At 34.6% G+C, this 14,255-nt stretch carries 12 protein-coding genes; 5 read left to right on the top strand and 7 right to left on the bottom strand.

Features of this window, described 5'->3' with window-relative positions; translation table 11 throughout:
* The first annotated feature begins 90 nt into the window (after positions 1-90).
* Both GQR94_RS09400 and GQR94_RS09395 read left to right on the top strand, forming a co-directional pair.
* Entirely contained in the window at positions 91-1,872 is a 1,782-nt protein-coding gene (locus tag GQR94_RS09400; protein ID WP_158979558.1) for a 1-deoxy-D-xylulose-5-phosphate synthase, read from the top strand.
* Positions 1,859-2,965, top strand: a complete 1,107-nt coding sequence (locus tag GQR94_RS09395; RefSeq protein WP_158975255.1) for a DUF3078 domain-containing protein — start codon at positions 1,859-1,861, stop codon at positions 2,963-2,965. The genes GQR94_RS09400 and GQR94_RS09395 overlap by 14 nt, the downstream gene beginning before the upstream one ends.
* Positions 2,966-2,970: 5 nt before the next feature.
* Here the strand turns inward: GQR94_RS09395 and dgt are convergent, their stop codons facing one another.
* Entirely contained in the window at positions 2,971-4,314 is a 1,344-nt protein-coding gene (gene dgt, locus GQR94_RS09390; RefSeq protein WP_158975254.1) for a dGTP triphosphohydrolase, read from the bottom strand.
* 174 nt (positions 4,315-4,488) lie between these two features.
* On the opposite strand from dgt, the gene GQR94_RS09385 reads away from it, so the two are divergent.
* The gene (locus GQR94_RS09385) at positions 4,489-4,890 is read left to right on the top strand and encodes a carboxypeptidase-like regulatory domain-containing protein (RefSeq protein WP_158975253.1); all 402 of its coding nucleotides are present in this window, start codon (positions 4,489-4,491) and stop codon (positions 4,888-4,890) included.
* A gap of 162 nt (positions 4,891-5,052) precedes the next feature.
* On the top strand, positions 5,053-7,341 hold the full coding sequence (locus tag GQR94_RS09380) for an inorganic phosphate transporter (protein WP_158975252.1): 2,289 nt from the start codon (positions 5,053-5,055) through the stop codon (positions 7,339-7,341).
* Positions 7,342-7,412: 71 nt separating this feature from the next.
* Here the strand turns inward: GQR94_RS09380 and GQR94_RS09375 are convergent, their stop codons facing one another.
* Entirely contained in the window at positions 7,413-9,908 is a 2,496-nt protein-coding gene (locus GQR94_RS09375; protein WP_158975251.1) for a zinc-dependent metalloprotease, read from the bottom strand.
* A gap of 219 nt (positions 9,909-10,127) precedes the next feature.
* Between GQR94_RS09375 and GQR94_RS09370 the strand changes: the two genes are divergently transcribed.
* The gene (locus GQR94_RS09370) at positions 10,128-10,529 is read left to right on the top strand and encodes a hypothetical protein (RefSeq protein WP_158975250.1); all 402 of its coding nucleotides are present in this window, start codon (positions 10,128-10,130) and stop codon (positions 10,527-10,529) included.
* 1 nt (position 10,530) lies between these two features.
* On the opposite strand, the gene nadD is transcribed toward GQR94_RS09370, so the two are convergent.
* The 5 genes from nadD to GQR94_RS09345 all read right to left on the bottom strand — a co-directional run bounded on the left by nadD (position 10,531) and on the right by GQR94_RS09345 (position 14,246).
* Positions 10,531-11,121 carry a nicotinate (nicotinamide) nucleotide adenylyltransferase gene (gene nadD, locus GQR94_RS09365; protein ID WP_158975249.1) on the bottom strand — a complete coding sequence of 197 codons (591 nt, stop codon included), beginning with the start codon at positions 11,119-11,121 and terminating at the stop codon, positions 10,531-10,533.
* A gap of 2 nt (positions 11,122-11,123) precedes the next feature.
* Complete coding sequence (gene gmk / locus GQR94_RS09360) at positions 11,124-11,708, bottom strand: guanylate kinase (RefSeq protein ID WP_158975248.1); 585 nt, start codon at positions 11,706-11,708, stop codon at positions 11,124-11,126.
* Complete coding sequence (locus GQR94_RS09355; RefSeq protein WP_158975247.1) at positions 11,708-12,565, bottom strand: YicC/YloC family endoribonuclease; 858 nt, start codon at positions 12,563-12,565, stop codon at positions 11,708-11,710. The genes gmk and GQR94_RS09355 overlap by 1 nt, the downstream gene beginning before the upstream one ends.
* 91 nt (positions 12,566-12,656) lie before the next feature.
* Positions 12,657-13,463: a DUF1080 domain-containing protein gene (locus tag GQR94_RS09350; RefSeq protein WP_158975246.1), complete on the bottom strand. Its 807-nt coding sequence runs from the start codon at positions 13,461-13,463 to the stop codon at positions 12,657-12,659.
* A 27-nt stretch (positions 13,464-13,490) separates the two neighbouring features.
* Positions 13,491-14,246: a DUF1080 domain-containing protein gene (locus GQR94_RS09345; RefSeq protein ID WP_158975245.1), complete on the bottom strand. Its 756-nt coding sequence runs from the start codon at positions 14,244-14,246 to the stop codon at positions 13,491-13,493.
* Positions 14,247-14,255 lie beyond the last annotated feature (9 nt).

Below are 14,255 nucleotides of genomic sequence, written 5' to 3'. Positions count from 1 at the left end.
TCAATTTTGAACATATCGTGCATAATTGAATGAAAATCTAACCCTAAGAATATCTCAAAATAGGTATTTTTGCTTGATTTTAGATTTCATATGAATAGCTCCATTTTGCAACATATTAATTCTCCGAAAGAATTAAGAAAACTGTCTCTTGAACAGCTGCCTACACTTGCTCAAGAATTAAGAGCATTTATCATTGCCATTGTTGCCGCTAAAGAAGGTCATTTAGGAGCCAGTCTAGGTGTCGTAGAATTAACTATCGCCCTACATTACGTATACAATACTCCTGTAGACAATTTAATATGGGATGTAGGCCATCAAGCATACGGCCACAAAATACTCACAGGCAGAAAAGAAATTTTTGAAACCAACAGGCAATTAAACGGTATCAGTGGCTTCCCCAAACGAAGTGAAAGTGAATACGATACTTTTGGAACAGGCCACAGCTCTACTTCCATATCCGCAATTCTTGGAATGGCACTGGCTGCAAAATTAAATGGCGATTCAGAAAAAAATCACATAGCAGTTATTGGCGATGCCTCTATTGCTAGCGGAATGGCTTTTGAAGCCTTAAACCATGCAGGAGCAACAGCTGCTAATGTGCTCATCATTTTAAATGATAATGCCATTGGAATTGATCCTAGTGTTGGCGCCTTAAAAAAATACCTAACCAATGTAAAAAAAGGTACTGCAAAAGATGAGAATATTTTTGAATGCTTAAATTTTGAGTATACAGGCCCTATAGATGGGCATGATATTGAGTTGGTGATTAAAACATTGGAAAAATTAAAAAATAAGAAAGGCCCTAAGTTATTGCACCTAATTACCACAAAAGGCAAAGGCCTGAAACAAGCCGAAGAAAATCAAGTGACGTACCACGCTCCTGGGAAATTTAATAAAGAAACAGGAGATTTGCTTCCTAAATCTGAAGAATTTCAACCTGCTAAATATCAGGATGTATTTGGACATACGATTGTAGAACTCGCAAAACAAAACGAAAAAATTATTGGCATCACACCAGCAATGCCCACAGGAAGTTCTTTAAAATTTATGATGGAAGAATTCCCTGAAAGAGCTTTTGATGTGGGTATTGCAGAACAACACGCTGTTACATTAGCCGCTGGAATGACTACCGAAGGTTTTATTCCGTTTTGCACGATATACTCTACGTTTATACAACGAGCATACGACCAAGTTATTCATGACGTTGCCATACAAAACCTACCCGTAATCTTCTGTTTAGACAGGGCCGGACTTGTTGGTCAAGATGGCGCCACCCATCATGGGCTATATGACATTGCTTTCTTAAGGTGTATTCCAAATCTGATAATTGCAGCTCCAATGAACGAAGTAGAGCTGAGAAATATGATGTATACAGCCCAGTTAGGTTTAGATCATCCTATAGTGATTAGATATCCTAGAGGACGTGGCGTTTTAAAAGAATGGAAACTACCTTTCGAAAAAATTGAAATAGGAAAAGCCCAAAAGCTTAAAAATGGAACGAAAATTGTGGTGCTTTCTATCGGTCATATAGGGAATATGGTTACTGATGTTCTCAAGGAATTTGAGGAAAAAGAAAAAATTGGCCATTATAATATGCGATTTATAAAACCTTTAGACCTTACGGAATTAAAGCGAATATTTGACGCTTACGAACATATCATCACCATTGAAGATGCCAGTAAAATAGGTGGTTTTGGAAGTTCTATTGTAGCATTTGCTAATGAATTCTCTTACCATAAACCCATAACGGTTTTGGGTGTAGACGACAAAATTATAGAACACGGAACAACCGAAGAGCTTCATCACATCGCTGAAATTGATGCTGCATCATTGAAATTGAAAATCAACACCATATTACATGCAACCAAATAGATTAAAATTATTCACTTTCTTATTCCTGTTTCTCTGCTTATCCAAAGTCACTGCACAGGATAGCATCCCTGAGCCCAGAGAAATAGATTCTATAGCCATAGATACTATTGTCATCCGTTCATTTCAAGACCATATTAAAAATATCCCTAGAGGAGCAAATTTAACGAACCCCGTAATATCCTTTAAAAAAACAAAACCTTTAAAAAATAAATATCAAAGATTTAAAATTCCTTCGTTCTGGGATATTGAGAATAAAGTAGGTTTTAATTTTAGCGAGGTTGCTTTTGTAAATTGGAATGCTGGGGGAAATAATTCTATTTCTGGAGCTGCAAATGCAAAATTTGTTAGAAACTACAAGTTTAGATACATCCAGTGGAATAGCGATTTAGAGGTACGTTATGGTCTAAATGCACAGGAAGACCGCGAGTTAAGAAAAACCGAAGATGTTATTCGTTTAAGCTCAACCTTTGGTTATAGAAAAGATACCATCACCAATTGGTATTATTCTGTAAAAATGAACTTTAATACACAATTTTCTAACGGATATAAATATCCCGATACGGAAAGTCCTATTTCAACATTTATGGCCCCTGGGTACCTATTTCTGGGTGCTGGTACTTCATACATTCCAGAAGGGGAAAAATTTAACCTTTATATTTCTCCAGTTACCCAAAAGGCTACTTTTGTTTTAGACCAAGATCTTGCCAATAATGGTTCATTTGGGGTAAAAAAAGCAGTTAAAGATGCAGATGGAACGATTCTAGATAAAGGTAAAAATGTGTATATGGAACTTGGTTTTTTAATTACCAATACGTGGGAAACAGAGATTATGACCAATGTTCTAATGAATCACCGTGTAAGTTTGTATACTGACTACTTAAATAGCTTTGGAAATATTGATGTGGATTGGGAACTTAACTTTAATCTCAAGGTCAACAAATACATTACAAGTACCATAGGAACACAAGTAATATTTGATGACGATATTTTATTTGATGAAGTTACAGATGACAATGGTATTGTTACTCAAAAGGGAGTACCCAAAATTCAATTTAAGCAAATTTTGGGCGTAGGGTTATCCTATGACTTTTAAGGTTTTTACAATTGTTTGCCCATAATTTTATTATGAATATGTACCGCTGCACTGTCTGACAAACTAGCCACATAACAACAGGTATTCAATAAAATATCATAAGCAGAACCATCTGTAATTTTATAGTTACCTGGAAGGGTTTTTATCAAGAGCTTGTCATAATTAGAAGCGCTATCTTCTTTTTTATTCATTAGAGCTGTGGTGTAGACATTCAGTATATCTGAAATAATCTTATACCCTGCAATTTCTTTTTCTATCACCTCTTGAGATTGATAAATTTTGTCAATGCTAATCTTAATAATATCATCAATTTGCGCTTTATAGTCGCTTTTATCTAGTAATGCTACATGAAACTCACCTGCTAAAATAGCAGTTTCATTTTCAACAAAAATCCGCACAGCATCTGTAATAAGTGTATTAATTGCCAAGGCTCTTAAATAGCTTAAACGGTCTTCCATATGTGCCATGGAAGTATACTTTTTAGTATTAATACTATTTTTAACCAGCTTTATTAAATATTCTAAAGCAAACTCTTCAGAGATTAAACCTAAATTAATTCCGTCTTCAAAATCTATTATTGTGTAACAAATATCATCTGCAGCTTCTACTAAAAAAGTCAAAGGATGTCTTGAATAGCTAATGGATGCTCCTGTACTTGTCTGCACCAAGCCTAATTCTTGGGCTACATGGACAAATTCATTCTTATCTGATTGAAAAAATCCGAATTTCTTATCCGCAATATGATTTGTTGGTTTTTTAGGTAGTGATTCTTTAGGGTATTTCATAAAAGCCCCTAAGGTCCCATAGCTTAATCGGAGTCCACCTTCTACCCCTTGCCTAGAAGCGGTTAACAATCTAAAACCGTTGGCATTTCCTTCAAAATCAATAATATCTTGGTACTCTTTATCAGAAAGTTTTCCTTTATACTTTTGCCCCCCTCCTGTCTTAAAAAATTCTCCAATAGCTTTTTCTCCACTATGGCCAAAAGGTGGATTCCCAATATCATGAGACAGGGCAGCAGCAGCAACTATAGCACCAAAATCATTCATTTGATAACCATGAACTTCACTTAAATAAGGATGTTTTTCAATAATTTTTTTACCTGCTATTCTTCCTAAGCTTCTGCCCACAACAGAAACCTCCAAACTATGGGTAAGCCTGGTATGTACAAAATCAGTTTTAGAAAGAGGTATTACTTGAGTTTTATCTTGTAGCGATCTAAAAGCTGAAGAAAATATAATTCTATCATAATCTACTTCAAATCCTAATCGTGTTTCATCTTGTTCCTTTCGTAATCTTTTATGATTATCTCCTTGTCTTTTCAATGATAGTAACTGCTCCCAGTTCATATGCCTAATAATTTCGTGCAAGATACATTTTTTTCAAAGGTAGTAAGCTTTCAAATTAAGCGCTTTGCAACCAAAAAGATAACCTGTTGGAAATATATCTTTAACCTGATGATAACTTTAAGTTTACATTGTGTCTTTTAATTTGCATTGCAATTTAAAAGCATTCAATCAGCTATGAATAAAGCATTTAGTATCATACTTTTCTTTTTTACAATAGTTACCTTTTCACAAAATAAGGGAACAATTATGGGCAATGTTTCTGATATAGAATTAGAAAATGAAGCGTTACTATTCGCTTCTGTTCAAATTAAAGACACCCAAAATGTTGCGCAAACTAATTTCCACGGAAATTATGAGTTTAAAAATATTACCTCTGGAGACTATATTTTGGTATTTAGTTTTCTAGGGTATGAATCAAAAGAAATTGCTGTTTCTGTGAAAAATGATGAAATCTCTAAAATAAATGGAGCGTTAAAATCTAAAACGATAGCGATTGATTTACTTTCTGATGAAGAAATTGTAGCTACCGAAAAATCAGAAAGCACCATTTCTAAAAGAAATCCTTCTTTAAAATAAGCCCCTAAACGATTAGTTTTTGAATTTTGAACGACATTTAGGGCATTACAATTCGATTTTGCATATTTTAGCTCTAGATTAGGGCATGTCTTATATCATAACCTTATATTAACTTTAATACCAGATTTTAATGGCACTTTTGCCGTTTAGATACACGAATTAATGGGTGAAAATATTTATTTGTTCATGATTGTTGCCCTTGCGGTATTAGCAATCACGGATTTAGTGGTTGGCGTTAGTAACGATGCAGTGAATTTTCTGAATTCAGCAATTGGTTCTAAGGCCGTTTCTTTTAGAACTATCATGATTGTTGCTAGTGTTGGTATTGCTCTTGGAGCGGTTTCTTCAAGCGGAATGATGGACATTGCAAAAACAGGTATTTTTAATCCAAATAATTTTGTGTTCTCAGAGGTCATGATCATTTTCATGGCAGTGATGATCACTGATATTCTTCTCTTAGATTTTTTCAACACACTAGGGATGCCTACTTCAACTACAGTTTCTATTGTATTTGAACTCTTAGGAGCCGCTGTTGCAATTTCTATTCTAAAAATCCTTGATGCAGACGGAAGTTTATCTACCCTAGGAGAATATATTAATACAGATAAAGCCACAGAAATAATCATAGGAATTTTACTTTCAGTAGTTATTGCATTCACTGTTGGAGCTATTGTACAGTTTTTCTCTCGTTTGCTTATTACTTTTAAGTTTGAAAAGCAAGCAAAATGGGTTGGTGCTGTTTTTGGTGGGTTTGCTATTACTGCAATTATCTATTTCATAATCGTAAAAGGATTGAAAAGTGCTTCTATACTAGATGGTCCTATTTCTGAATTTATTGCAACTCAGACCAATGCATTCATCCTTTTAAATTTTGTGTTTTGGAGTTTATTTTCACTTTTACTTACAAGCGTTTTTAAGACAAATATTTATAAATTAATTATTCTACTTGGAACCTTCGCTTTAGCTATGGCCTTTGCAGGTAATGATTTAGTAAACTTTATTGGAGTTCCTATTGCTGCCTTACAATCGTATCAGGATTGGACTGCTTCTGGTATTTTACCAACGGAATACGGTATGTCTGGCCTAACTAACGCTGTACAAACACCAATACTACTGCTTTTACTTTCAGGAGCTATTATGGTCTTAACCATTTGGTTTTCTTCTAAGGCAAAAAATGTGGTTAAAACTAGTGTAGACCTTTCTAGACAAGATGAGGGAGAAGAACGTTTTGAGCCTAACTTTTTATCGCGCCAAATTGTACGTTTATCCGTAAAAGCCTCCGAATCTTTTTCTTCTATAATCCCGAATAGCGCACAGGGTCATATAAATACTCGCTTTGAGAAACTAGCACCTTCTGTACTGAAAGTAAAAGAACAAGACAAACCCGCCTTTGACCTAGTAAGAGCAGCAGTAAACCTTATGGTTGCTAGTATTTTAATCTCATTAGCTACCTCAATGAAACTGCCATTATCTACAACTTATGTAACTTTCATGGTCGCTATGGGTTCTTCTTTAGCGGATAAAGCTTGGGGCGCAGAAAGTGCTGTATACAGAGTTGCAGGTGTTTTAAATGTTATCGGTGGATGGTTTTTTACTGCAATAATAGCTTTTGTAGCTTCTGCAATCATTGCTATATGTATTAATTACGGTGGCACTATCGCAATAGGTATTTTCTTAACCTTGGCTTTTCTAATGATTTTTAGAAATTACTTCAAACAAAGTAAAAAAGCGCAAGAAATTAAAGCTGAAGATAGCCTTAGAAAATCTGAAAGCAGCTCTATACAAGGCGTGATAGAAGAAAGTGCTAATAATATTTCTACAGTAGTTAGACGCAGTAACAAAATCTACACTATAGCCATTGACGGATTGGCTCGTCAAGATTTAGACGCGCTAAAAAAGAACAAAAAGCAGGTTAATAAGCTCTCCACAGAAATTGACGAATTACGAGACAATATCTTCTATTTTATAAAGAATTTAGATGAAGCCAGTATTGGTGCCAGTAATTTCTACATCAGTATTTTAGGATACTTACAAGATATGGCACAATCGCTAGAATACATCAGTAAAGTAAGCCATAAGCACATTCACAATAATCATAAGAAACTTAAATACAACCAAATTAAAGAATTAAAAGAGATTGATTCGAAGCTAGAAAGTGTTTTTAATGAAACTAAGATTGCTTTTGAAACGAGGTCTTTTGAAAAGATTGGAAATATTATTAAAAATAAGAATGAAGCCTTTGATTTAGTATCTCAGAAAATAAAGAAACAAGTAGAAAGAACGAGAACAGAAGAATCTAGCCCTAAAAATACTACCTTATACTTTTCTCTACTACAAGAAACTAAAGACCTCCTAATGGCTTTAATGAATCTTTTAGAATTGTATTACAATGAGCATGATAGTTCTGTAGAACCTGCTAAGGTTGATTTATCTAATCAAATCACTAAATAAGAAACCTCATAGCGGTTTGAATAGTAATAAAAACTGAAGGAGAAATTAGCTATAATTTCTCCTTCAGTTTTTTATTTTCCAGAAGTTGTATCAAGGAAATCATTAATACGTGCAACGGCATCGTCATAATGATACTTTGTCACTGTATTTACTCCTGAGTTTCTAGCACTTTTAAGTCGAGAGCGCAATGTAGTTAACTCACCTCGAACCAATGCTCGCACATCTGATGTGGCAACATCATAATTAATTGCTCCTTCAAATCCTGATCTACGAGAGCGTCTTGCCGTATTTTCTTCGATAAGTAAATAGCCCATTCTATCTATATAAGAACGCTGCAAGTTTCTTCTATAAATTGACACATTCTTAGCACTATTTGCTTCACTCCACATACCAGAACGCAAATCTCGTAACATTTCTAAAGCACTGTAATAATTGATATCTGTTGTCTCTGCATCAATTAATCTACCTAATCGATCAAAACTCAATAATGAATTTAAATGACGCTCTTGCAACTTTCGCACCTTTTCAAAATAACCTGCATGATCAATATTTTGAAGAATCGCTTTATTAATTAGCCATTCTGGAGTATCAAATATATTTTTTTGCAACCATTGCATCGATGCTTTTTGAGATTTCTCATCAAGATGTGTGTAGATGAACCCGCCTTGTTCGGGAGTTTTTAAATCTTCAAAAACACCGCCAATATTGGTTACCACATGACCTACATAACGACTATAAACACCTAATAATTCTCCATACAACTCTTCTAAATCATCATAATTATTAGTTTTATCAGAGGTCCATGCTGGCAAATTAGCCGCTACATATTTTAAATTTTTTAAACCATAAGTACTTGCTGCAACAGGATCATCACCTACCCCTTCAGTTTGTGATTGTGGATCAAAAGTGCTAGACTGCCTTCCGAATTTATATTTGGGATCATTCGCTTTTTCTAGAATCCATTTATTTAATACTGGTACCTCTTCCGCAGCGGAACTAGCATTTGCAATATACCGATAACCCCAATTGGTAGCATAATGATCATAAGGTCCCATTTGACGAATAAAACGAACATTCTTATCACCGGGCTGGGCAACATAGTTATACCGTGTATAATCCATTAAACTTGCTGCTAAGCCAAACTCTTGCGTAAACGCACCATCTCTTAAAGATGCTACAGGGTATGCGTAACTTGCTGCCATATTATGAGGGAAACCTAAAGCATGCCCTACTTCATGAGCAATAACCATACGCATCATTTCTCCTATTTCAGCTTCAGGAGTATCCAAAGTTCGTGCCGATGGATTTGCTGCTCCCGTTTCTAATAAATATCGGTTTCTATAACTTCTTAAATGGTTATGATACCAAATAATATCACTTTCAATAATTTCTCCACTTCTTGGATCTGAAACACTAGGGCCTACAGCATTCCTTGTTGTACTTGCTACGTAACGCACTACAGAATACCGAATATCTTCAGGGCTAAATTCAGGATCTTCCTCTGGTGTTGGTGCATCTTTTGCTATAATGGCATTTTTAAACCCTGCTGTTTCAAAAGGCTTTTGCCAGTCCTCTATACCTTGCTTCATATAGGCTTTTAAATTCTCTGGAGTACCAGGATCTAAATAATAAACAATTGGCTTTACAGGCTCTACCAATTCCCCTCGTGCATATGCCTCAGGGTCTTTTGGCTCCAACCTCCAACGCCTGATATACTTTTTCTCGTCTGACTTTAATGCCGTACTGCCATAATCATTCTGGCTCACCGTAAAAAATCCTACTCTTGGATCATACAACCTTGGCTGCATTGGTTCCTCAGGCAACAAGATCATTGATTGATTCATTTGAAGACTAATAGCTTCCAACTTAGATTGTGTTGGTGGCTCTGAAGCAGAGTAGGTAAAGTCTTGCTTCACCTCAATATTTTCAGGAAAACTCTTAATACTATTAACGAAACTTCTAGAAGCATCTAATTTTTTTACTTTATATTCTTTACGCAATCTGCTTGATAGCCCACTTATGGCAGGCACATCTTCAGAAAAAAACTTCGTTACATTAATAACCACAGCAGTAGAGTCCGTATTAAATGCTTTAATATCAAAAGCATATAATGTAGGTTCATAATTATTCACCAGAACAGATTTCGAGATTGCTTTTGCACTCGAAGCAATATTAGAAAATGATTTGATTTTTAATAAGACCTTATCTTGAAAACGTACCCAATGCACCACTTGTTCATTAGTCTTAGAACCCGCATTCATATAGCCACCACCTAAACCACTAGGTATTTGAGCAATTCTACTTACCCAAAGCATGTCTCTATTTAATACATTAAAAGGTATTTCATAGAAGTACTCTTTTTTTACTTGATGCGTTTTAAATAAACCATCGTCAGTAATTGCTTCTTTTGTAATTACAGCTGCATACTCTTTAATTGCACTTTTGTCTTTTGGTTTTGTCGTGGTTTTTTCAACTGATTTAGATTTTTTGTTTTTCTTTTTCTGTGCTTGGATACCTTCAAAAGAAGTCATAGAAAGGCAAATAAGCAGTACTAGTAGTTTTTTCATAGAATAGGATGGATTTTATAACTTCCTAAATTAGAAAAACAAGGTGCAACAGATCGTCTTTTTAAATAATCTTAACATTTTTTTAGTAGCTCCATGTTGAGTTAGCGTAAAATTCATGGCATTTTCTACATAGTATACAACATTTTGACTCATATATACATTTTAACTGATTCTATATAGACCTTTTTATTACCTTAAAATGAGTTTTAAAAAGCAATTATGACGTCTCAATTAAATAGAACACTAGTAAAGAAGTACCAGCTTTCTGTTGGGGTGTTCTATTTTTATGAAAATTACATCATCTCTGAAGTTAAGGAGGGCATTGCATTATCTTTTGAGAATTCACAAGAAGCAATACAATTAGTAAAAGAACATTATGGCAAGCATACACCTTTTGTTTTTATATCAAACAGAATAAATTCTTATTCTTTTAACCCAACGACTCATTTTAAAACAGTACCCTTATTCCCTAATTTAAAAGGGTTTGCAGTTGTCGTATATGATAGTATTAATAAGGAAATTGCCGAAATGGAACAATCTTTTGTCCATAAGCCCGTAAGTATTTTTGATGATTTAAACGACGCCATAACTTGGGCTGAAAAACTCATCGTTTCAGATTGAATTATTTTTTATAAAAATTCATTTCATCTATATATTTCCAAACTTCTAAAGGTAGCATGGGCTTAACATTTTTACCTTCCTTGTGTTTCTGACGAATAAATGTGGAAGAAATCTCCATAATAGGAGCATCATCAACTCTAAATATTTTAGGGTGACCCAAAAATTGATGTTCTATTTTTCCATCTGAAAGACGAGGGTATACATGAATAGAATAATTTTCAAGTATAACCTCGTAATTCTTCCATTTATGAAAGCTCTTAAGATTATCTTCTCCCATAATCAAAGAGAAATCATATCCACTCGGGTATTTCTCAGAAAGATAAGCTAATGTAGTTACTGTATAATTTGGTTGCGGAAGATTAAACTCAATCGTACTAGGTTTTAGCTTATCATAGGCCTCTGTGGCTTCTAAAACCATTTGATACCTATGTTGGTTGTCTAATAGCGATTTTTTTGTCTTAAATGGGCTTTGTGGTGTTATAACAAACCAAACCTCATCAAGATCCGAAAACTCTACCATATGATTAGCAATAATCAAATGACCAATATGAATTGGATTGAATGTACCGAAATATAAACCGACTTTTTTCAAAACTACTCCTCCTTTTTAGATGCCAAAAATTCTTGAACCAATTTGTATGATTCCTCCAAAGCAGTATCCAAGTCGTAATTTTTAATGATTCTATCAAACTGTGGTGCTGTCGCTAATTCTACAGATGCTTTAGCAATACGCATGTTTATTTTATCATCACTTTCTGTGCTGCGTTTTTTTAATCTTATTTTAAGTTCATCTACACTCGGCGGTTTTACAAATACCGCTAAAGTTTGCTCAGGGAACTTCTTTTTTATTCTTAAACCTCCAACAACATCAATATCAAAAATTACATTTTTACCTTCTGCCCATAAACGCTCTACTTCCGTCTTTAGTGTTCCGTAAAAATTATCTCTGTATACTTCTTCCCATTCTAAAAAGTCATCATTTTTAATATGTCTTTTAAATTCTGAGAGTGACATAAAATAATAATGCTCTCCATTTTTTTCTTTTCCTCTTCTCGGCCTAGACGTTGCTGAAATTGAAAAAGCGAGATTTAAATCGTTTTTCTCTAACAAGTGCCTGACGATAGTCGTTTTTCCACTTCCTGAAGGTGCAGAAAATATAATAAGCTTTCCTCCCTTCATTACAATACGTTTAACATTTGTTCTTTAATCTTTTCTAATTCATCTTTCATTTGCACGACCACTTGTTGCAAGGGTGCAAAATTAGCTTTAGAACCAATAGTATTTACTTCTCTACCAATTTCTTGGCAAATAAACCCTAATTTTCTTCCGTTAGAATCTACTGATTTTAATGTCGTCAAGAAATAATCTAAATGATTATTTAAACGTACTTTTTCTTCCGTTATGTCGTATTTTTCTAGATAGTAGATTAGTTCTTGTTCAAATCTATTCGCATCCAAGTTTACGGAAAGATCAGCAACTGCTTTTTCTAAACGCTCGCGAATAGTTCCCAAACGATCGATATCTAATTTTTCTACTTCGGTAAGTAAACTTTTAATCGTAGTGATTCTGTTTACAAAATCATCATCTAAAACCTGACCTTCTTCCGATCTAAATGTATTGATTTCTTGCAATGCAACCACTAAAGCTTCTTCTATAGCCACAAATTCTTTAGCATCTATATCTTCACGCTCCGTCTTCATCGCATCAGGCATTCTAATCGCCATTTCTAACAAATGAGCATCTTCAACAGTAGCAATCGCCCTAAGTTGCTTCATATATTGCCGTACAACAACTTCATTAATTACTGACGAAGTTTCATCTCCCGTATTTTCTAAATACAAGCTAAAATCAATTTTACCTCTAACTAAAGCTGTAGCTATTGTTTTTCTTAATTGTAGTTCTTTTTCTTTATAAGAAGATGGTATTCTCGCATTTAAATCTAAACTCTTACTGTTTAAAGATTTAATTTCGATGGTTATTTTTTTACTAGGAAGTTGTATCACATGCTTCCCAAAACCCGTCATAGACTGAATCATAAATAGCTATTAATTTAAGCAAAGGTAATTAAAAAATCACCTTTACTTATTTCCCATCATTGCAAACTTATAATCCGTTTAAAAAAATAGACTACTTTAACTCTCTTACCCATATATTTCTAAAGCTGACACCGCTATCATCTCCATGATCCTGAAGAACAATAGGCGCTTTACCATGTGCTTCATTTTTTGGCCAACCAATATAAGGAGTAGTCCCTTTTATCTCAACATGATCCTGCACTAAGATACCGTTATGTAAAACCGTAATAGTTGCGGCAGTAGTCTTCTGCCCTTTTTTATTAAACTCTGGCGCATGATAAATAATATCATATGTATTCCATTCTCCACTAGGCACAGATGCTTTAGCTAAGGGAACGTGTTGCTTGTAAATTGAAGCTACTTGACCATTAACATAGGTGTCATTATCATTATTATCTAAGATTTGAACTTCATAGCGCCCTTGAAGAAAAACACCACTATTAGCTCTACTTTGGTTCCCTCCTTTAATAGCTGCAGGAGATTTCCATTCTAAATGCAACTGTATATCTCCAAACTCTTGAACCGTCCTAATATCTCCAGCCTTATTTTTTACTGTAAAACTGCGATCTGCATTAATAATCCAATCTGCCGGTTTATTCTCGTTTTTAACACTAACCCATTCATTAAGGCTATTATTATTAAACAATACAATAGCATCACTTGGCACACCATCATTTTGTGCTGGTTTTACTACCGGAGGAACGGGAGCATAAAACTCTGTCTGTTCAGGTTTAGTTGGTTCCTCCCCAGTATATTCATTATAGGTAATCACAGCACTATCTTCTGTTTTTTTAACTTCTCTAGTTTGTGCTTTACATGAAAAAGAAGCAAATAACATAATTATATAAAAATATTTCATTGGTACTGATGTTACGTTGAGTATTCTTTAAAGTTCTTTAATCTTAATATTTCGATAAGACACGCCATCACCATGATCTTGCAAGCCAATTTTACCCGTAGGATACTTCCCGAAATGTTCCCAATCTGCAAATTTCGATTTTGCAACCATTTCACTCCACTCCGGATCATTCACAGGAAATTCTACAACTGTAATGCCATTAAGCATCACAATGCCGGTATTGGTCCTATGATTAATAGTGACTTCACAGGTATTCCATTCTCCTACTGGCTTTGTAACATCTTTAGAAGGTGCAATCATATCGTACAACGCACCCGCCTGATGTGTAGTTCCTGCTTTAGCATCGGGATGTTTGGTGTTATCTAAAACTTGTATTTCAGGGCCAGTTTGGTAGGCTTCCGTAAGAGTTGAGTCTTCTTTTACACCCCAGAAAATACCGCTATTACCTGCTTCAGTTATTTTCCATTCTAAGGATAAAACAAAATCTGTAAACTCATCTTTTGTTACTAAATTATAGGCCTCACCAGCCTCCCTTTCCTCAGGAGGATAAAATACCATGGCACCATCTTCAATTTTCCAATGATTAGAAACCCCCTCCTTCGCGTATTCTTTCCATTGCTGAAAATCAGTACCATCAAAAAGAACAATCCATTCATCGGCAAGCTCCCTTTCTTTTGAAATTGGATTTTCTGTTGTCTCCTCTTCAGAATCAGGCGTTTTTTTCGCCTCTTCTTTGCAACTAATAAAAAAAGTTAAAATGGCAACTATTACAATTTTATTCATCACTTAAAA

Origin of the sequence: Cellulophaga sp. L1A9 (genome assembly GCF_009797025.1) — a bacterium.
Taxonomy (GTDB): Bacteria; Bacteroidota; Bacteroidia; order Flavobacteriales; family Flavobacteriaceae; genus Cellulophaga.
The sequence above is the reverse complement of the archived record's forward strand: the minus strand, read 5'-3'. Positions and strand labels throughout refer to the sequence as shown.

Excerpts from the sequence above, each read along its gene's own strand:
- GQR94_RS09400 (WP_158979558.1), top strand. The coding sequence starts at position 91 with ATGAATAGCTCCATTTTGCAACATATTAATTCTCCGAAAGAATTAAGA.
- GQR94_RS09395 (WP_158975255.1), top strand. The coding sequence starts at position 1,859 with ATGCAACCAAATAGATTAAAATTATTCACTTTCTTATTCCTGTTTCTC.
- dgt (WP_158975254.1), bottom strand. The coding sequence starts at position 4,314 with ATGAACTGGGAGCAGTTACTATCATTGAAAAGACAAGGAGATAATCAT.
- GQR94_RS09385 (WP_158975253.1), top strand. The coding sequence starts at position 4,489 with ATGAATAAAGCATTTAGTATCATACTTTTCTTTTTTACAATAGTTACC.
- GQR94_RS09380 (WP_158975252.1), top strand. The coding sequence starts at position 5,053 with ATGGGTGAAAATATTTATTTGTTCATGATTGTTGCCCTTGCGGTATTA.
- GQR94_RS09375 (WP_158975251.1), bottom strand. The coding sequence starts at position 9,908 with ATGAAAAAACTACTAGTACTGCTTATTTGCCTTTCTATGACTTCTTTT.
- GQR94_RS09370 (WP_158975250.1), top strand. The coding sequence starts at position 10,128 with ATGACGTCTCAATTAAATAGAACACTAGTAAAGAAGTACCAGCTTTCT.
- gmk (WP_158975248.1), bottom strand. The coding sequence starts at position 11,708 with ATGAAGGGAGGAAAGCTTATTATATTTTCTGCACCTTCAGGAAGTGGA.
- GQR94_RS09355 (WP_158975247.1), bottom strand. The coding sequence starts at position 12,565 with ATGATTCAGTCTATGACGGGTTTTGGGAAGCATGTGATACAACTTCCT.
- GQR94_RS09350 (WP_158975246.1), bottom strand. The coding sequence starts at position 13,463 with ATGAAATATTTTTATATAATTATGTTATTTGCTTCTTTTTCATGTAAA.
- GQR94_RS09345 (WP_158975245.1), bottom strand. The coding sequence starts at position 14,246 with ATGAATAAAATTGTAATAGTTGCCATTTTAACTTTTTTTATTAGTTGC.